Source organism: Parasynechococcus marenigrum WH 8102 (genome assembly GCF_000195975.1).
Classification (GTDB): domain Bacteria; phylum Cyanobacteriota; class Cyanobacteriia; order PCC-6307; family Cyanobiaceae; genus Parasynechococcus; species Parasynechococcus marisnigri.
On the sequence record NC_005070.1, the window covers coordinates 382070 to 400175 of the forward strand.

16 protein-coding genes are annotated in these 18106 nt (G+C 59.9%); 3 read left to right on the forward strand and 13 right to left on the reverse strand.

Features of this window, described 5'->3' with window-relative positions; all coding sequences use genetic code 11:
- Positions 1 to 100: 100 nt before the first annotated feature.
- Both TX72_RS14095 and TX72_RS13720 read right to left on the reverse strand, forming a co-directional pair.
- Complete coding sequence (locus TX72_RS14095) at positions 101 to 265, reverse strand: hypothetical protein (protein WP_158305710.1); 165 nt, start codon at positions 263 to 265, stop codon at positions 101 to 103.
- 227 nt (positions 266 to 492) lie between these two features.
- The gene (locus tag TX72_RS13720) at positions 493 to 1614 is read right to left on the reverse strand and encodes a tetratricopeptide repeat protein (RefSeq protein ID WP_148228744.1); all 1122 of its coding nucleotides are present in this window, start codon (positions 1612 to 1614) and stop codon (positions 493 to 495) included.
- 641 nt (positions 1615 to 2255) lie between these two features.
- Here TX72_RS13720 and TX72_RS01970 point away from each other — a divergent pair.
- The gene (locus TX72_RS01970; RefSeq protein ID WP_011127264.1) at positions 2256 to 2558 is read left to right on the forward strand and encodes a TIGR03894 family protein; all 303 of its coding nucleotides are present in this window, start codon (positions 2256 to 2258) and stop codon (positions 2556 to 2558) included.
- A gap of 42 nt (positions 2559 to 2600) precedes the next feature.
- On the opposite strand, the gene TX72_RS01975 is transcribed toward TX72_RS01970, so the two are convergent.
- The 8 genes from TX72_RS01975 to TX72_RS02010 are packed head-to-tail and all read right to left on the reverse strand — an operon-like array spanning position 2601 to position 11593.
- On the reverse strand, positions 2601 to 3305 hold the full coding sequence (locus TX72_RS01975) for a sulfotransferase family protein (protein ID WP_011127265.1): 705 nt from the start codon (positions 3303 to 3305) through the stop codon (positions 2601 to 2603).
- Positions 3302 to 4105: a sulfotransferase gene (locus TX72_RS01980; RefSeq protein WP_158305711.1), complete on the reverse strand. Its 804-nt coding sequence runs from the start codon at positions 4103 to 4105 to the stop codon at positions 3302 to 3304. Before TX72_RS01980 ends, TX72_RS01975 begins: the two co-directional genes overlap by 4 nt.
- A gap of 35 nt (positions 4106 to 4140) precedes the next feature.
- The gene (locus tag TX72_RS01985; protein ID WP_011127267.1) at positions 4141 to 4917 is read right to left on the reverse strand and encodes a sulfotransferase family protein; all 777 of its coding nucleotides are present in this window, start codon (positions 4915 to 4917) and stop codon (positions 4141 to 4143) included.
- Positions 4914 to 7178, reverse strand: a complete 2265-nt coding sequence (locus tag TX72_RS01990) for an N-acetylneuraminate synthase family protein (RefSeq protein WP_011127268.1) — start codon at positions 7176 to 7178, stop codon at positions 4914 to 4916. Before TX72_RS01990 ends, TX72_RS01985 begins: the two co-directional genes overlap by 4 nt.
- 38 nt (positions 7179 to 7216) lie before the next feature.
- Positions 7217 to 8530 carry a DUF6716 putative glycosyltransferase gene (locus TX72_RS01995; protein ID WP_011127269.1) on the reverse strand — a complete coding sequence of 438 codons (1314 nt, stop codon included), beginning with the start codon at positions 8528 to 8530 and terminating at the stop codon, positions 7217 to 7219.
- A complete protein-coding gene (locus TX72_RS02000) occupies positions 8527 to 9582 on the reverse strand; it encodes a DUF6716 putative glycosyltransferase (protein WP_011127270.1) in 1056 nt (351 codons plus the stop codon). The genes TX72_RS01995 and TX72_RS02000 overlap by 4 nt, the downstream gene beginning before the upstream one ends.
- Positions 9579 to 10886, reverse strand: coding sequence for a DUF6716 putative glycosyltransferase (locus tag TX72_RS02005; protein ID WP_011127271.1), 1308 nt, complete (start codon positions 10884 to 10886; stop codon positions 9579 to 9581). The genes TX72_RS02000 and TX72_RS02005 overlap by 4 nt, the downstream gene beginning before the upstream one ends.
- Positions 10887 to 10912: 26 nt before the next feature.
- The gene (locus TX72_RS02010; RefSeq protein ID WP_011127272.1) at positions 10913 to 11593 is read right to left on the reverse strand and encodes an acylneuraminate cytidylyltransferase family protein; all 681 of its coding nucleotides are present in this window, start codon (positions 11591 to 11593) and stop codon (positions 10913 to 10915) included.
- 32 nt (positions 11594 to 11625) lie between these two features.
- Here TX72_RS02010 and TX72_RS02015 point away from each other — a divergent pair, with 32 nt between their 5' ends.
- The gene (locus tag TX72_RS02015) at positions 11626 to 13611 is read left to right on the forward strand and encodes a capsule polysaccharide biogenesis protein (protein ID WP_011127273.1); all 1986 of its coding nucleotides are present in this window, start codon (positions 11626 to 11628) and stop codon (positions 13609 to 13611) included.
- Between the two features lie 98 nt (positions 13612 to 13709).
- Positions 13710 to 15659: a capsular biosynthesis protein gene (locus TX72_RS02020; RefSeq protein WP_225867751.1), complete on the forward strand. Its 1950-nt coding sequence runs from the start codon at positions 13710 to 13712 to the stop codon at positions 15657 to 15659.
- On the opposite strand, the gene TX72_RS02025 is transcribed toward TX72_RS02020, so the two are convergent.
- Genes TX72_RS02025 through TX72_RS02035 form a run of 3 tightly spaced genes read right to left on the reverse strand, consistent with a single transcriptional unit; the run spans position 15616 to position 18103 of the window.
- On the reverse strand, positions 15616 to 16881 hold the full coding sequence (locus tag TX72_RS02025) for a beta-ketoacyl-[acyl-carrier-protein] synthase family protein (RefSeq protein ID WP_011127275.1): 1266 nt from the start codon (positions 16879 to 16881) through the stop codon (positions 15616 to 15618). The two genes, TX72_RS02020 and TX72_RS02025, sit on opposite strands and share 44 nt — an antisense overlap.
- On the reverse strand, positions 16865 to 17146 hold the full coding sequence (locus TX72_RS02030; RefSeq protein ID WP_011127276.1) for an acyl carrier protein: 282 nt from the start codon (positions 17144 to 17146) through the stop codon (positions 16865 to 16867). The genes TX72_RS02025 and TX72_RS02030 overlap by 17 nt, the downstream gene beginning before the upstream one ends.
- 45 nt (positions 17147 to 17191) lie before the next feature.
- The gene (locus TX72_RS02035; protein WP_011127277.1) at positions 17192 to 18103 is read right to left on the reverse strand and encodes a GNAT family N-acyltransferase; all 912 of its coding nucleotides are present in this window, start codon (positions 18101 to 18103) and stop codon (positions 17192 to 17194) included.
- Positions 18104 to 18106 lie beyond the last annotated feature (3 nt).

Genomic DNA, 18106 nt, shown 5'->3' on the forward strand with positions numbered 1-18106 from the left:
GTGATCCCCAGAAGGTGTGGCGTTGTGGCATTTACGTCGAAAGCCCTCTTGACGGCAGCGTTCTGATCCGCCACGAAGCCGTGGCAGAACGTGGCCGCCGTTACCGGCGCCAGGTCCAGGTCAGCGGGTTGGTCTTCACCAGCTCGCCCTCAGCGTTCGCGAGGAGGTTGGACACCGCCTCGCCAAAGCGCCGGGCCCTGGCGTTGGCCTTGATCCAACGGTTCAGGCCCTTGCCTCTAAAGCCGTTCCCAGTTGGAAAGAACAACAAGAAAACCAATCAACCGCAGAAAAGGCTTGGCGATGTTTTTGCAGATCAATCACATGCTGTGAACGGACTACAACAAATGGCAGAGTATGTAAGATATGACTTTCAAGGTGATTTTCATTCTTCCTCGGATATTGTCTGAATTTGCTAGGGGCTTTTGGCGGATTCTCAAGTGTGCGTATTAGGTGGGGCATCGTTTCATGAGTCAGTTCTATGTTGATCAGAATTTACGGGATTGAATTTTGCCAGCTCGCGGAGGTGGTTTTGTAATCAAGGGTGTAAGGTGGAGTCACATATGCAAATGTATGATCGTTGACAAAGGTAATGTCTTCCAAGTCTGCCGTCCTGCTGGTCGATTGATCAGAGAACTTACTTTGATGTTGTTCTAATATTTTTTCGAGCTCAGCATTGTATCGCCAAGGCCCAAATGTTGAGATCACAGTGTGCTTGTTCTTTGGGAGTGATCTGAAGTCAATTTCTTTTGTGGTTTCCAGTAAGTTTGCAAAAAAGATAGACGATGATGGGGAAATGAAAAATCCGTTGCATATTCGCGGTGAATTCCATCTGAACATCAGTGTAGTTGTGCTGTTGCTTCGCAGTAGCGCCTTGAGAAGATGTTTTGTGTATCTTTGTGGGTATAAGTCTGAGTCGAGCCATATGCAGTCATTTTTTTGAGCATATGCAACCCGAAATACGTCTGCCTCTATTGCGTAGTGAAAAGCTGTGGTAAAAGAAATAACAAGCTCTGGGCAATGGTTTTTGATGTAAGTCAAGGCGCTATCTTTGTTGAATAGTTTGATTGGAGCGACCCCGATTGATGTGAATATATTGTTCCAGATTGATGTTATCGCTTGTATTTGCTCTGGAGGCTTGCCTTGGCTCCAGTATTGAAATGGTTGCCAGGCGCAAGTTTTTTGATTGCCGTCGTAATGATCTTGTTGTGGATCTACCACGTTGTGTGATCGGAGCCAATGCTCTCTTTTGAGGCTGGTTTTAATTGTGAAAAGTGTTTTCCATAAGCGGTAGTGTTCTGGATCGCTAGGTGGTTGGCACGATTCGGTGGCTGGCGTTTCCAAATATGAATGAAGCTGTCCAAGTGACAGTTTGTCCTGCGCTTGACGTAGATATCCAGACCAGTCATGTGGATGATGAGCCACTAAACGTTGTGCATAGTCCAATGCCCTGACATAGTCGCCAGACGCGCGGCAAATATCTGATGCGAGGCTTAGTAAATCGATCTGGTTTGGTTGTTTATCGAGCTCGTTTTGCAGATTTCTTAATGCTTCGTTGTATTTTTGATTTCTTAGCAAGGCTTTGGTGCTTTCGTTGATTTCTTTGATGCCAACCATGATCAAGGACTTGAGGATGACCTTGGACGGAGGGATTTTGATCAGCCCGTCATCTAAATTTTATTGTATCAAGAGTGACGTTTCATACGGTGTCTGCTGCATGGCCGCAGTTAAGTTTGCCGTGTTTTGCATTGCATCGTTGTGGATGGGCAGCTTGTTGTTCGTAGGACGCGGCACAAACCCTTGCCATTGGCTTTGATTGTTAAGAGGGTTGCTCGTCTTCATAGCGGACAAGATGCAAGGTTGGGGTCGGTGCCATGTCAACCAGTGTTGATTAATGGCAGTGCTTTCTCATCGCTCCTCAACTTTCTTCCACACACTTCTTTCAGCATCCACTGGTACGAGCTTGCACGTCATAGTCAACACGTCCCCCGGTGGTTTCTCTCCATCGTTACTGATTGGGATGGTGCCCACACCAAGCGGTTGTTTGATCTGTCCGCCAGCGACTGGATCCGCGCTTACACCTCTCACGCGCCAATGCCGGGCAGCTGAAGGGGCTTGCAGTGTTGCCCTCTGGTGGTCGATCTCACTTGGTGGTCAGGCTCAACCAGCAGGATGGGTCGGCTGTTCTCAGCCATTGGGTTGAAAGACGGTCACTCCGCTCAGTAGGGTGAACGTTGGTGAATTGCCTGGGCGAAAGAATGGCCGCTGATCACGCGCTTCTGAAGGAAGTCGCACTGGAGCTGTGGAACACGACCAAAAAGCTACGGCCTGGGTTGCCGAAGGCACCGCGCGCTCAGTTGGTGCTCAAAGCTTTGATGATCATTGGCGATGTCAGTGACCAACTGGAAGCAGCCATGGTGCTTGGCTTGATCGCCGAGCAGGAGCCGGATGATGCGTCCGATCAGCCTGAGGATGGAGAGGACAAAACTGTCGATCAACAGGAGACTGACAGCAGTCGCACGACGCCGCGGGTCGTCCGCAAGCGCTCCGGTTCGAGCTAAATCAAGTGTCCCTATCACCCGGCCCAGTTCTGGGTGGTTGGTTTAGCTCAGCTGACCACGACTGAGATCCTGAAGGTCAACGTCGCCATAAAAAAGATCCAGATCATCGCCATAGCGCTCAACGACGAGTTGGACGAGGCCTGGGTCAGCAAAATACTGGCTCACATCACTGTGGTCGTCGCTCCGGCGACGATTTTTTTCGGGGAGGTTTCCAAGTGATGGAAGCCGCTCTCGTTTCATGCATGTTTCGAGCTGCTGCCAATCGGTCGCCATGCTTTCCAGTCGGCCGATGAAGTTGGGTATGAGTTGCCCGTCGAGGCAAAGAATGCTGCTTTGGGGAAGCAAATGCACATCCACTGCAGCATCTACTGTCCCTGCAATGCACTCCAGAAAAGCAGGAAAGCCCATCTTGTGGCTGAGTCCCATGGCTTGCATTGGTCCTGGAACTTCATCCAATTCTAGAATCTTATTGTTGTAAGCCGAGACCAGTCGATCGAAAGGGTTGCGCACGAAGCTGAAGCTGAAGTGCGTGCCGCGACGCATACGTGCGGAGTATTTATCCGTCATGGATGTTTCTCCATGGGTGCCTTTGCTCCAGAAAGCATCTGAGGTTGTACGTGACCCTTGCTCTGGTGAAGTCGTCAGTAACCGACAGAGGCAGGCTTTGATCGAGCTGTTGGCAACTTTTGGGACTCGGCCATACAGCAAAGGCAGGTCACGAAACTGAATGTAATGACGCTCGTTCACAGCTCCCAGTAGTCGCTGGGTTTACCCATGTAAGCCAGCATCTGCTGAGCATCTGGCTCGACGTGACGCAACACTCGGCGTCTTAATCCGTTGTTCCATTCTGGTTTCTCAACGTAGCCACGTCCTTTTTCGCCAGCCTGGTTCTCCTTGGGTAAAGCGCCATTGGAATCCAGCAGTTTCTTGACCATCGGTCTGACACCCAGGAAGCGAATCATGCTTCGCAGCGAACGCTTTGGTGAGGTCAGCAGATCTTCAAAGGTCATGCAGTGGATCTGATCATCGGGGTAAAACCGACGGAATGCCGAAAGGCGCTGGTAATACATCGAACAGCCCACGATCAGTTTGCGTAGGTGGCGGTCACGCATCAGTTCGCTGAAATCTGCGCAGTCCGGGTTGCGACCCCGGTAGTGGCGCCATTGGGAAACGATTCGGTCTAGTGGGTGCCGGACGATATAAATCAACTTCAGATCCGGTAGATAGCGATGCATCAACTCTGGAGTTTTGCTGAATGAATGCAGTCCGCTGGCGTACATCGTGCTACCTTCTCCCCTCAACGCAAAATCTTTTCCCTTTTTGAATCTCGAGGCATACCAGTCCCAGCCTTTTTTGTAATAACGACCGAAGAATTTGGGCTCCTTGGGTTTGCTGATGAAGATATCTGGATGTTGCGGCAGGATTGTGGTCAGTGTTGTTGTGGCGGATTTTGCGGCGCCAATAATGACGAAATTAGGGAGAGAGTCACGATGTAGATCCACGATATCGGCATGCTTGCCTCGGAGACCTTTGCGGATCAGTTTCATGGGGCTTGGGGTGGATGGCATGACGTCAGTGTTGATCAAGCGCTGATTTGTACCCGTTGCCGTTTCTTGGCTTTGACCACACCTCGCTGGAGAGGGGGTAGCTTATTGAGTGGATGGCCATCGAGCAACAGGTCAAGGCTGTAGTCGCTGTAGAAACGTTTGAAGTCCTGCTCATATCGCTCGATGACCATGTCAATCAATGTTGTGCAATGGAACAAAACGCGAATATCACTGCGCCCTTCACGACGGACGTTTTTCTGTGGAATAGCCCCGAGTGTCGGAAGACCCTCCAGTTTCATCCGGCGGCGTAAGCGTCTCCAATGGTCCGTCATATGTTCCATTCGACCGATGAATTTCGGCACCAATTTGTTGTCTGATAACAACATCTCAGCCTGTGGGCGAACATGATTGTCCATCAGGTCGGGGTCTGCCTTGCAGACGATCTCAATGAACTGGTCGAAAGCCATGCCATGCCGCAGACCCATTGTTTTCATGGGCAACGGCACATCATCAATTTCCAGAATTTTGTTGTTGTAAGACGCCACCAGTCGGTCGAATGGGTTGCGCACGAAGCTGAAACTGAAATGGCTGGAACGCAAGCGTCTGGCTTGCTGCGGTGTCACCAGCTGAGTTTCCCCGTGGGTGTGTTCTCGCCAGAATCGATCCGCCGTGGTCTTGATCCCACCGTCTGGACGCTGGACCAGAAATTTGCAGAGAGCGGATTTGATGGAAGAGTTGGCTACTTTCGGTACACGCCCATACAGCAGGGGGATGTCGCGAAACAGGATGAAGTGCCGAGGTGACTTGCTCATGCCCCCGCCGCTGCTTCCAGGCGTTCAAGGGCCAGCCAGGCACCCTCACCCCCGTTCTTATGACCTTGCCAGATCTCCGGAATGAACGAGGCCTTTGGGCAGTGGTGATGAATCTGCTCGAACAACTGCACCCAGTCGATGTCACCGTCGTTGATCTGCAATCCTTCACCGTCAACATCTTTGGCATCGGCTAGATGCAGATGTGCTGTAAACGGCAGGATCTGATCGAGGAACTGACGGAATGGAATGTGCAGATGATTGCAGGCGAGTTTTGAGTGGGAGACATCCAGGCAGACCCTCATCCCCTGCTCCTTACAGAACTGATGGATAAAGTCGGAATCCACAAACAGGTTGTGGAAGCGTTGCCCACCGAAGTGCCAGGGGAAGGGGGGCATCGTCTGTGGAATGATCTCCACTTCACCAGCGGTGTTGAGTTGCTGCAGGCTCGCAATCAGCCGCTCGCGCAGGGGCTCACGCTCGCTGCGGGAGAGGTGATGGTGTTCAGAGAAGCCGCCCACATTGGTCACCAGCAACACTGGATCCGGGCACTGGAATCGGGTTCTGAGATCACTGGAGATGTCGATCACCCGCTGCAGTTCCGCGATCGAGTGGTCCCGATAGCTCGAATCTTCTGTGCAGAGGTCCAAGGTGTGGTCGCCGGCGAACAGTTCCGGTGCGTGAACCACCAGGCCGATGCCCTGCCGATTGGGTAAGACCTGGTCAAGATCCACCTCAAGGTCCTTGTAGCTGAGGTGGATCTCCACCAGATCGAGGTTGCTGACCTGTGAGAACACCTTGATGTCGTGGTAACGAACGGGCAGACCAAACGGTTGTTTGAACCGGTAGTGGCGTGGAGTCGCCGCCGGTGTTTCCAGATCGGATGGGAAGAACACCTCTCCCTGAGCCTTGGCCACAGGTAAGCGTCGACCGATCAGATCGTTCAGCCGGTTGGGTTGCAGACCCTGGCCCGGGCTCTGGATGCGAACCATCGCTTCGGTGATCTCCGTCCCGGCCGGTACATCACAGGCCGCCACAAGGCTTTTAGCCAGCACCTCACGGTTCATCATCTCGCCCTGGCTGATGCTGCGTTCGCCGCCCTGGCCCATGGATTCCTCCACCCGCCGGATGCCCTGCATCATCTGAGCGAATTCATCCGGCAACAGGCTCACTTTGTGGTCGTTTCCCTCCATGCCCCGATCGATGGTGATGTGTTTTTCGATCACCGCTGCCCCCATCGCCACCGCCGCAATCGGCACCTCAATTCCCCGTTCATGACCGGAGTAGCCGACCGGTGCATCCGCCAATTCCTTCAGGCGCTCTAGATAGCGCAGGTTGACGTCCTTGAACGGCGTTGGATAGGTGGAATTGCAGTGCAGCAGCACGTAGTTCGCCCCCTCCTGCTGCAGGTGACGGATGCCGGAGCGGATCTCCAGTTCGCTGGCCATGCCGGTGGAGCAGATCAGCGGTTTGCCGGTGGCGGCCAACTGGCTGATCAGGGCGTGATTGGTGAAGTCGGCGGAGGCCACCTTGAACCCCTCCATACCCCAGCCATTCAGCTTCTCCAGGCTGGTCTCATCCCAGGGGGTACAGAGCGGCACGAGCCCTTTTGAGGCGGCGTAGTCGAAACAGCGGAACAACTCATCGTCACTGAGCTGGAACCGTTCCAGCAGATCCAAGGTGTATTGGGTCCCCAGATCCGAGGCCATGTCGTTGCTGTCGCCGGCGTTGCTGTACAGCTTCGACATGTCCCTCATCTGGAACTTGGCGCAGTCCGCACCAGCCGAGTGGGCGGCATCGATCAGCTGTAGGGCAATGCTGATATCGCCGTTGTGGTTGTTGCCGATCTCGGCGATCACGAAGCTCGGTTCGCCATCGCCGATGCGGCGGGAGCCCAACTGCAAACCGTCCGTGGCCGGTAATGCAACCGCCACGATCCGTCCGTGGCTGTCCAGCAGTGGTAGGGCAATGATCCGCGACGTCAGCAGGCTGGAAAGTTCTCCGGGGGGAGTGCCCTCTGCGGCGCTGCGGCAGTTGGGGTTCATCGCCGCCGTTACCGGACGGTTCAAATCGATGTCACCGCAACCGGCAATCCAGCGACGGAAATCGCCATCGGTAAGAACACCCTGCAAGATGCCGGACTCCGACACCACGAAAATCAGCCGCGACCGGTTGGCGGTGATCTTGCTGAGGGCGGAGAGGATTGTGTCTTCAGCGAATACGACGAACTGAGTGAAGTTCCTCTCGATCTGGATACCCTTCACAATTCGCCCCGCAGGTGCCTAAGCAGAACCTGTGGACACTACCCCACGTCCCTGTAGGTCAGGCTCAGCAGCAGGCGCCTGATGATGCGGTTCCGTTGCTGTACTGCACGCAGCCGACGGGCCACATTGCGATGGGTCGGTCGCATCAGGCTTCCGAGTTGCAACAGGCTCTGGGCTTCCTCCCAATTCTTTTGACCGATGGCTTGCTCAGCGTCGCGTCGCAGCTGGGTGAAGCTGAGATTGGCGTTAGAGAGATATCCGGATGTTGTGCTGAGGCGTTCAGGTGGATCGGCACGCAGCTGGCCTAAAGCCTCGATCAGATCCACAGGGTCGAGATTCGTGCCGTATCCCATCCAGGCCAGCCAGTCGGCGTCCGGCGAAGGCAGTGAACGATCAAGAGCATCAAGGTCCTCGACCTGATCAAGGCAGCGCCAAACACCCGAACCTGCAAAGACATGGCTGCCATTGGCAGGATTGATGCCGAAATCGGCCATCACCAAAGGCCTGCAACCCATATCCAATGCGTCGAAGAAGGCGGTTGAGGAGATGGTGGCCGTCAACCTGGCCTGACGCAGCAAGTCGGGCAAAGGCCGATAGTCGAATCGCAGGTTGTCGGGGGGGTGGCCAAGGGCCTGCTGCAATGTGGTGCTGATGTGGTCTGTGATGCTGTGGAAGGTTGCCTCCCCGGGGGCAATACGCGGTTTGATCAACACCTCCCAGTCCGGGGAACGCCGGGCAAGGTCCGCCAAAATCCGCACCATCTCAGCGCGGTCTGCAGGACTGGACGGCATCACCACCTGTTCTGCAAACACCAGTTGCTTGCGCCTCTGTTCTTGGTCGAGGAGCTGATCATCTGAGATCTCCTGGCGGTGCAATCCGGTGAGAACCGTGCGCTGACCGGCAAACGGACTTCCCTCCAGCATTCGGTCCAGCGCCTCACGATCCCGAGGGCCACTGAGGCAGACGAGGTCGTAACCCAGCCGCCAGCTCATGCCTTCCATGAACTTCTCCAGCACAACGCCGTTGAATCCGCAGAACAACAACGGTCGCTCACGACTGGGCAGCAATCCCAACGCCAGTCGGAAATCACTGATTTTGCTGCCGGTGAGGTAGACGCCAATGGCATCGAAGTGGAGCAGCTCGGAGTGAGTCAGCAACTGCCCCATGTCCAGCCGCCAGAGATCACCAAGGGCAGCAGCCCGCTGCAGTATCGAATCGGGTGTTCCCTCACGCGGGATGGCGTTGATGGTGACCTGAACGTTGAGGTCCGACGGGAAGCGACATAGCGCTTCACAGGCCAACAATTGGCTGTCGCTGTCTCCGATCAGCAGCAGTTTGAACGGATCGTTCATGGCAGCAACTCCTCCAGGCGGCGGATCAGGCGCGCGGCGCCGTCATGCACCCCCCAGCCCATGGACTGCAGCCAGGACGTGTTGACGGGTGGCACATCCAGCAGTTGATCCAAGTGGTCGATCGACTGCAGGCGATGCATCAGTCCGCTGCCGAAGAACGTCGTTGTGCCTTGATCGGAGTGGATGCCGTAATCGCCGATGAGCAGGGTTGGCCGGCCCCAGGCCATGGCGGTCAGGCTCCAGGGGGAGCTGACGCAGAGACAGGCACTGCAGCTAGCCAGCTGGGTCAAGAGCTGACCAGGTGCACCAAACACCAGATTGTCGGGGAAGGTCCAATCGCTGGATTGGAACTTAGAGATCCAAGGCTGACCTTTCTCCCAGGCGTGGTCGCGTTGGATCACAACCGACCACTCGGGGGACGTTTCGGCCCAGCGGATCAATTGCCGCAGCAACTGTGCTTTGGCACCGATCTGGGTGGGGATGGCCTCCTGAACCAAGGCGAGCAGGGTATGAGGTGGTTGTGGTGTTCCCCCATTGAGAGCTCCGAGGGGAGGACGTTCCGGAGAAAACCAATGCCCGATCGCCTCGATTGATGGACTGGCCACGCTCTCGGGCCAGAACTGTGTGATCGCTTCAAGCTCCCGTCGCTGACGATCTCCTGGCACCACCAACAGATCACAGCATTGGCTGTCGCATAGCTGACGCACCAGGCTGTCGCCGAGGGAGGCCTGGAGAGGACCGCTGAACACCAGAGCTGGCCGCACACCACGCTGCCGTGCGAGGTCCCGGTGAGCATGGGTAAAGCGCTCAAGTTGGTCGCTGCGACGGATGAACAACCCAACGGCGCTGGCGGACTCCAACAGCTCATGGCCCAGCAGATCCATCAGGGTCAGTGGGATTTGCGGGGTGACGGAAGGCAGAGGGCTGTCTCGGCGTGAGGACAGTGCCGGTCCAATGGTCAGACAGGTCTGGCCGCAGCGTTCCAGCTGCTGTTGCAGCAGCTGGCAGGCCAGAGCGCTGCTGTCGTCATCACTGACCAGAAGGATCGTCATCGCTCCCTTAGCCACCGAGACAACCAGCCGAAGCCCACCAGCCCATCGCGGAGTCGGCGCAGAAGGGTGCGGGTTTTATGCCGTTTTTGCTGGCTGGAGCGCGCGCCACCACTGCTGAGCATGCGGCGGCCGCCGTGACGGATGGCATAGGTCTGCCAGCTGCGGCTGCCCCAGCTGCCTGGTCCAAGGCCATCGGTTGGCAACGGGGGCCGGTCGCCATGCAGTTGTTTCAACAGGGCTGACAGAAAGATCTCCTGCCCCTCGGGTTGGTGGCCGTGGCGTTGCAACCAGTCGACCTTGTGAACGGGTGTGAACGGGTCACGACAGATTGCGGCGAAGTCCGCAACGGCCCCTGATTCCGCAAAAAAGTGATTGCCCAGGGTCTCGGTGACACCGAGATCGCCAACGATGCGGGTGCTCACGCCCATGGCCATGGCCTCAAGGGCTGCCGTTGACGAGACGGTGATGGCGCAGCCGCATTGCCGCAGCAGCCGCGTGGCTGGCTTGAAACTGAGTTGCAGATTGGGGACCGTGTCACTCATACGCTCGATCACACCAGCCATTTCGCCGTGGCGACGGTGCAGGGTGCTCTCGATGCTGGAGGTTCGCGGTTTGAAAATCACCGGATGATTGGGCCAGGCTTCCGCCAGCTCCTTGAGTTGCTTGCAGATGTAGCGCCGTTGCAGCGGATGGACCGGTATCGAGGGCTGCTCGAAGAACACAATCGATGGTTTGTCAGGCAAGGTTTGCTCGGATCTGGCGTTCCAGAGCAACGGCAGGCCCGTCACCACGGCGTTATCGCTGGACAGCCCCAGGGCCTCACGGCCGAGCCGATACTGGGCGAAATCCTGATCACTGTTGAGGCAAAGCAGGTCAGCGCCGGAACGATCCAGCATTCCCTCCAAGGCAAAGCGGAATAGCAGGCCTGGATAGGCACTGACCAGAACCGGGCGGTCCGTGCGGCGATGCCACTCCTTCGACAGCATCAGTAGCGCATCACGGCTGCGGAGACCGTCCAAACCCAGAATCAGAACATCGGTGTCACCGGCCATGGCGGCGGTGAGGCTGCGAAAGTCACCCCAAGCTCCCCTCTTAATCGTGGTGCGGCGGTCGGTGCGGCTGATCTCCAGGCGTTGGCGGCGAGAGAGAGCCCGGTTCGAGACCTGCAGCAGATGCAATGTCGTTTCAGCTCCCTCACGCCGGCAGGCGGCAAGCAAGGTCATGGCCACCTTGCCGAAGGAGTCGAAGCAGGCGACGGCGGCCACCTTTCTGCCGGAGAGGCGCTTATCGGCAGCGGGCGCCATCGTCGGGCTCCGGGAATTCGGCAAAACTAACTGGCAGTGAGAGCCGCAAGGCTGCGGCAGAGGGCCAGATCGGCCGGTGTATCGATTTCCGGCCCCGAGTCATCGATCACCACCGGTTGCCAGGGGGCACAGAAGCGGCTGCCTTCGGCGCGGAAACAGGCGGTGCTCATGGCGTAGATCGCACCGGTTTCCAGAAAAGCTGGCTCCAGGTCCTGCCGCCGTTGACGGGGGTGTTGAGGGTCGTGGTTGATCCCGCGGCCATCATTGCGCCAGAGGAAGCCATGCCATGGCGCGACGGCGAAGGCACTGTTGATCTCCGGATTCTCAAATGCTGTCAGCACCTGGTCGATCTGTGCACCGCTGGTGAAAGGAGATGTGCACTGCAGGAAGACCAGCAGGGAAGGCAGTGGCCCTTGCTGTTCCAAGGTGTCCAGGGCATGCAGCAGGGCTGATTCGGAACTGGCCGTATCGCCTGCAATGGCGACCGGGCGACGCACCACCTCGGCGCCATGGCTCTGGGCTTCTCCAGCGATGGCGTCATCGTCGGTGCTGACCACCACCCGATCCACCCCGCGGCTCGCGAATGCAGCTTGCACGCTGCGAGCCACCAGGGAGAGCCCGCCCACCGCTTGCAGGTTCTTACCGGGTATCCCTTTAGAGCCGCCCCGCGCTGGAATCACAGCCAGGGCTCCAGCGGTCGCGCTCATCAGAGAGGATTCAGGTCGCTCCCTCCTACCCGATGATTCAGCGATTCGGGGTGCCGGAGATCGGTCTACTGGCCCATCGCACGGTGCCGGCGCTGCTGGCTCCGGCGCAGTTGCTGCCGGGCCGGCGGCGGGATGTGGAGGCGTTGCTGGCCTGGGGGCGACGCCCCAGTGCCCGGCGGGTGGAGTGCTTGGGTCGACGCTGGCAGCTGCCGGTGTGGCATCTCGAGGATGGTCTGCTGCGCTCCTTGGCCAAGGGCCGCCAGCACCCACCTCTGGCGTTGTTGGTGGATGACCTGGGGGTTCATTTCGATGCCACCCAGCCCAGCCGGATGGAGCAGCAGATTCAGCAACCGCTGACCCCTTCACAACACAACCGGGCTCGTGAACTTCAGCAGCGGTGGTGTGCTCAGCGGCTGAGCAAGCTCAACCCCGCCCGGGAATCACCGGCTCCAGCCGAGCCCTTTGTGCTGGTGGTGGACCAGTCCGCCGGCGACTGCTCCATCGGCCTCGGGCAAGCCGGGCCGGAGAGCTTCCGGTGCATGTTGCAGGAGGCGCTGCGGGATCAGCCGGACTGTCTGGTGGTGGTGAAGGTGCATCCGGATGTGATCCGGGGCCGCGCCCGGGGCCATTTCCGCCGGCGGGATCTGCAGCACCCGCGCATCCGCATCTGCGCTGACGGATTGCACCCTGCCGCCCTGTTGGAGCAGGCCCTGGCGGTGTATGTGGTGACCTCCCAGATGGGCTTCGAAGCACTGCTGTGGGGGCGAACGGTCCACTGCTTTGGCATGCCCTTTTATGCCGGTTGGGGGCTGACCCATGATCGTCTTCCGGCTCCGGTCCGTCGGGTGCAGATGGTGCCCTTGGAAGCGCTGGTGCATGCGGCGCTGGTGGCGGGCACCCGTTGTGTGGATCCCCATCACCATCAGCCCTGCCCGATCGAAACGCTGATGGATGCCATCGGGCTGCAACGCCGCCTGCAGGGGGCGGATCCTCAGCGGGTGGAGGCCTTCGGGTTTACGCCCTGGAAGCAACGCAGCCTCAAGCGCTTTCTGGCCGGCAGTGAGCTGCGCTTCCGCCTGCCGCGGGCGTTGCCGGGGCCACGGGCGGAGGCTGTGGCGGTGTGGGGGCGGCGGGCGCGACCACGCCTGCTGGCCACGGCGCGCCAACGGGCGCTGCCTGTGCTGCAGGTGGAGGACGGCTTCCTGCGTTCGGTGGGGCTGGGGGCGGATCTGATCGATCCGATCTCCTGGGTGGTGGACCGCCGGGGGATGTATTACGACGCCACGGAGAGCAGCGATCTGGAACATCGGCTGGCAACAGTGCATTGGAATGAGGCCCAGTTGGAACGGGCTGAGGCCCTGCGCCAACAGCTGGTGGAGCAGGCGATCACCAAGTACAACCTGTCGGGAGATGGGTGGCAGCGCCCCAAGGGGGGCCGGCGGGTGGTGTTGGTGGTGGGCCAGGTGGAAAGCGACGCTTCAATCCGCTACGGCGCTCCCGGGATCACCACCAACCTTGCGCTGCTGGAGGCTGTTCGGGCCGCTGAACCGGAGGCTTTTCTGATTTACAAGCCCCATCCGGATGTGGTGGCGGGCCTCTGCCGCTCCGGGGAAGGGGAAGAGCGGGCTGGGCAGGTCTGCGATTGTCTGTTGGGCGATGGTTCGATCCATGCCCTGTTTGAGCAGGTGGATGCCCTGCATGTGCTCACCTCACTGGCGGGATTTGAGGCGCTGCTGCGGGGGGTGGAGGTGAACTGCTGGGGCCTGCCGTTTTATGCGGGTTGGGGTCTGACGAATGACCGGTTGTCGTCTCCTCGGCGGGGGCGGCCGCTGCCATTGGCGGCGTTGGTGCATGCCGCCTTGATTGATTACCCCCGCTACGTCAGCCGCCACAGCGGTTGGTTCATCACTCCAGAACAAGCCATCGAGGAGCTGGTGGCCTGGCGGGATGCACCTGCGGCTCCACGCACCCTGGTGCAGGCCCTGTTCCGCCACTGGGGGCGACTGCGCAGCCGCTGAGGCGTGCCAGGATCTTCCCAGTGCTGTACGGCGATTTGGGCAGGGGACGGGCGCCGGCACTGGTGCAGGTGCGCATCGAAGGACCGGTTCTGCTGCTGATGGGCCCGATCGGGCTGTTCTTTGCCCGCTTCAGCCGATACCTGCAGGGATGCGGCATCCCTGTCACCAAGGTGCGTTTTCCTTTGCGGGAATTCGGCTTCCCTTCGGACGTGTGTGTGCCGTTTCAAGAGCCGATGAAGGCCTGGCGGCCCTTCCTGCGTCAGCTGCTGCAGGAGCGCGGCATCCGCCACATCTTCATGTATGGGGACTTCATCATTCCCCACCGGATTGCCATTGAAGAGGCCCAGGCGCTGGGGATTGAGGCCTGGGTGTTTGAGCTGGGTTATCTGAGGCCCAACTACGTGACCCTGGAGCGGGACCGGGTCAACGCCCGCTCCAACCTCAACCAACCCGCGGCCTTCTATCGCAACCTGCCACCGGTGGACCAGCTGCCACCAGACATCGTTCTGGATCCGGGCTGGCGCTGGCGCAAGGCCTGGAAGGCTCCCACCTTCATTCAACACGCCTTCACCCGCTACCCGATCATTGAAGGCGAGCACAAACTGCAGCCCACCCCGGGCTTCCTCTGGTGCCAGCTGCGCGGTAGCTGGCGTTACTGGCTGTACCGCTGGCAGGAGCGAAACCTGAAGCGGCGGCTGCTGGAGCACCTGTCCTTTTTTCTGGCGGTGCTGCAGGTGTCCAGTGATTCCCAGATCCAGCTGGGGTCGCCCTACCGCGGCATGCACGACTTCATCGAAGACGTGATCCGCTCCTTTGCGGCCCACGCCCACAGCTCCGACCATCTGGCCTTCAAGCACCACCCGCGGGATCGGGGCTACAACCACTACGGCAGCCTGATTGCTGTGCTGGCGCGCCGCTATGGCGTCTGCGAGCGGGTGCATTACTTCCACGACGGGGCCCTCAGCCGTTACCTGCGCACCTGCCGTGGCGTGATCACGGTGAATAGCACGGTGGGCCTGCAGGCCCTGTTCCATGCGGTGCCCACCAAAACCATGGGCAACACCTTCTACAACCTTGAGGGGCTGACGGATCAGAAGCCTCTGGATGGCTTCTGGAGGGACCCCCAGCCCAGTGACCGACCGCTGTTCTGGCGCTTCTACCACCACCTGGTGATGACCACCCAGGTGAACGGCAACTTCGATGGGGACTTTCCCTTCCGGATCACCTTCCCGATCGGTCCAGAGGCTCGCCAGCTCGATCCGCTGCCGCAGTTGCAGCCGCTGCGGCCGCGGCCACGGTTGAACCCCCTGCTGCTGCCGGCCCGGGTGCTGGCTCGCCTGGGGTGGGCGGCCCTGGGGTTTGTTTTATACGGCCTGCAGCTGCCTGCGGTGCTGCTCCGCCGATCGGACTGGGCGGCTCAACTGATGACCTGGGCTTCTGCTGTGGCGTTGAGGGCTCTCGGGGTGCAGGTGGTGGTGGACGACAGCCAGCCCAGTGAGCCGGCCGCGGTGCCACTGGTGCACATCTTCAACCACCGCAGCCCCTGTGATGGCCTTGTGATTCAGGGGGTGCTGCGCCTGCCGGGCATGACCACGGCACAGCTGCATCTGAAGTGGGTGCTGCCTGGCTATGCGGCCGCGGCACGCAATGCCGGCTCGGCCGTTCTCGATCATCGCCAGCCCAGTTCGCGGCTGGAGGGAATGATGCGGGCCTCCGCGTTGTTGCGCGACCACGGCCAGATCATGCTGGCCCCCAACGGCTCCCTGGTGACGCCGATTGAGCAGCGGGTCTCCCCCAGCGCCTGGATGCTGGCCCAGCACTACAACGGTTGTGTGGTGCCCTGGCTGTTCCGCTACGACGGACTGGAAGGGGCCGTGGGAGCCAAGTACCGTCCTCTGGCGTTGCTGCTGAGCCGGTTGACGGCTCCGCTGGGGACGATCCATTGCCGGCGGGGCCGGTCCCAGGATCTGGTTCTGCCGATGGATCCCCGAGACCGGGAGGGGTTCAGCCGGGCTGTGCAGGCGTACTACCAGCAAGCACAAGACTGATGTTGTGACCGCCAAAGCCGAAGGCGTTTTTGAGCAAGAGCCGTTGGCCTTGATCTGAAGACAGCTGCACAGGGCCCTGGTTGGCCACCGCCAGCTCCACCTCCGGATCCAGGGGATCGGCGTTGAGGCTGCCGGGCAGTACGCCGAGGCGCAGAGCCTGCAGGGCCAGGATGGTTTCCACCGCTCCGGCGCCCCCCAGCAGATGGCCGAGCTGGCCTTTGGGGGCGCAGACCGGCAGATGATCGGCGGCGCTGCCGAGGCTGCGCCGCAATGCTCTGGCCTCCGCCAGATCGCCGAGGCTGGTGCCGGTGGCATGGGCCTGAACGCCACAGAGGTCCGAGGGGCTCACATCCGCCCGGCGCAGGGCATCATCAATGGCACGGCTGGCCTGCAGCCCCTGGGGTTCGGGGGCGACGATGTGATGGGCATCGCTGCTGCTGCCGCTGGCCAGCAACCAACCCAGATCAGCTCCTGCTGGCGTATCCCGCTGGCGCATCAGGGCCAGGACCCCGGCACCTTCGGAGAGCACGAAGCCATCTCGACCGAGGCCGTAGGGCCGGGAGGCCTGATCGGGGGCATCGTTGCGGCTGGAGAGGGCGCGCATGGCGGCAAAGCCCACCAGCCCCAGTCGATTCACCGGTGCTTCGCTGCCCCCGGCCAGCACCAGATCGGCGCGGTCGTCGTTGAGCAGCATCTGGCCCAGCATCAATGCTTCGGCGCCGGAGGCGCAGGCTGACACCGGGGTGTGGGCACCGCCGAGCAGACCCAGCTCAATGGCAACCTGGCCAGCGGCGGCATCCGGAATCAGCATCGGCACGGTGAGGGGGTTCACCCGGCTTGGTCCACCCGTGCTGAGTTGCGTGTGCTGATCGTGCATGGTGGCGAGTCCGCCGATGCCGGTGCCGATGACCACGGCGATGCGACTGGGATCGAGCCCTTGGGTGATGGGACCGGTCATGGCCCAGGCCTGCCGGGCGGCCACCAGGGCGAGCTGGGCACAGCGATCGGAGCGGCGGCGGAGCAGGGGCGGCAGGCTGTCGAGGGCACCCGTTGGGACGCAACCGGCCAGTCGCACGGGTAAATCCTCGCTCCAGGGAGCCTGCAGGGTCTGAATGCCACTGTGGCCGGCGATCACCGCATCCCAGGTGCTGTTTGCATCGGCTCCAAGGGGGTTGAGGGAACCCCACCCCACCACTGCTGCTGGTTCAGCTCTGAGAGCCATCGCTCCGGCGGGGACTAAGGGATTCCAGGTGCTGCTGGATGTCCGCAACGGTGCGGAACCGGAGTAGTTCCTCCTCCTTGATCCGGATGCCGAAGTTGGTGTCCGCCTCGATCAGGATTTCGTAGAACCCCAGGGAATCAATCCCCACGTCCTCCATCAAACGAGCATCCGGGGTGATCAGAGCTGGATCGGCGCCGGAGATGCGGTGCAGGATCTCGATCAGCTGTCCCTGCAGCTCTTGCTTGTCAGGGCAGCTCTCTCCCAACGCACAGCCTCTTGATGAATAGTAAAAGTACCAGTGTTGGTGGTATTACTCGTCGCCTCGGTACCAGCTGAAGCGTTGGTAGACGGGTTGGTGGGGCAGGTCGATGAACAGGGCGAGCCGTTCTGGAGGCAGCAGCCTCAGGTCGGCGACCATCAAGATTTCAGTGATGTGGTTAAAGTCCAGCGCAAGAGAAAGATCACAGACCTCCGCTTGCATCAGATTGACGTACTGACGCAGCAGCACCGGCAAGCGGAAATCGTCAGAGAGAGTTTCGCGGATCTCCTGTTCAAGGGCCTGAATGTGGCCGCTGGGATGGGGGGTGTCATCGGCGCGAATGCCTGGGACGGGATGGCGTGGGGCCGGCAAGCGGGCGTCGCAACGCCGGTAGGGGGGACGCAGCAGGGCGCTGAGAAAGGCGGCGTTCACCGCATCGCTGTGGGCGAAGTGGTTGTAAGACACCAACCCGTGCAACAGCTGGTATCCACTGCGGGCAGCGATCAGCAGACCGCCTCTGAACAGGGCCATCAACGAGTGAGGCTGGCGTTGAAAGCGTTCCGCCAGGGCGACCCTGCCGATCTCGAGGTGGTTGGTGCGGCTGGCCAGGTCAGCCTTGATGCCGGGATAGACGTGTTCGAGGTAGGAGCCGCTGCTGCCGGGTAAGGAGCTGGCGCCAACGGGAATGAATTGCAGGCGGGCGGAGCCGGCGAGGTCGCCGCTGCTGCGTTCCACGAGCAGCAGATGGTCGTAATGGGGATCACGGCCATCGAGGTCACGCTCGTCTCCCGACCCGGACAACTGCTTGCGATAGGTCGATTCCCGCAGCTGTCCCACGGCATCGGCCACAGCATCAAAGGCGTTGCCTGCGATCAGATGCAGATCGAGGTCATCAATCGTGAGTAAGCGTGTTTCCGTCGACGAGGCCACGACGGAGGGGATGGACGGACCAGACAGCGTCATCCT

Coding starts and splice junctions, on each gene's coding strand:
- TX72_RS01995 (WP_011127269.1), bottom strand. CDS start 8,530: ATGAACGATCCGTTCAAACTGCTGCTGATCGGAGACAGCGACAGCCAA.
- TX72_RS02010 (WP_011127272.1), bottom strand. CDS start 11,593: ATGAGCGCGACCGCTGGAGCCCTGGCTGTGATTCCAGCGCGGGGCGGC.
- TX72_RS13720 (WP_148228744.1), bottom strand. CDS start 1,614: ATGGTTGGCATCAAAGAAATCAACGAAAGCACCAAAGCCTTGCTAAGA.
- TX72_RS01985 (WP_011127267.1), bottom strand. CDS start 4,917: ATGAGCAAGTCACCTCGGCACTTCATCCTGTTTCGCGACATCCCCCTG.
- TX72_RS01980 (WP_158305711.1), bottom strand. CDS start 4,105: ATGAAACTGATCCGCAAAGGTCTCCGAGGCAAGCATGCCGATATCGTG.
- TX72_RS02000 (WP_011127270.1), bottom strand. CDS start 9,582: ATGACGATCCTTCTGGTCAGTGATGACGACAGCAGCGCTCTGGCCTGC.
- TX72_RS02020 (WP_225867751.1), top strand. CDS start 13,710: ATGGGCCCGATCGGGCTGTTCTTTGCCCGCTTCAGCCGATACCTGCAG.
- TX72_RS01970 (WP_011127264.1), top strand. CDS start 2,256: ATGGCCGCTGATCACGCGCTTCTGAAGGAAGTCGCACTGGAGCTGTGG.
- TX72_RS02015 (WP_011127273.1), top strand. CDS start 11,626: ATGATTCAGCGATTCGGGGTGCCGGAGATCGGTCTACTGGCCCATCGC.
- TX72_RS02035 (WP_011127277.1), bottom strand. CDS start 18,103: ATGACGCTGTCTGGTCCGTCCATCCCCTCCGTCGTGGCCTCGTCGACG.
- TX72_RS02005 (WP_011127271.1), bottom strand. CDS start 10,886: ATGGCGCCCGCTGCCGATAAGCGCCTCTCCGGCAGAAAGGTGGCCGCC.
- TX72_RS02025 (WP_011127275.1), bottom strand. CDS start 16,881: ATGGCTCTCAGAGCTGAACCAGCAGCAGTGGTGGGGTGGGGTTCCCTC.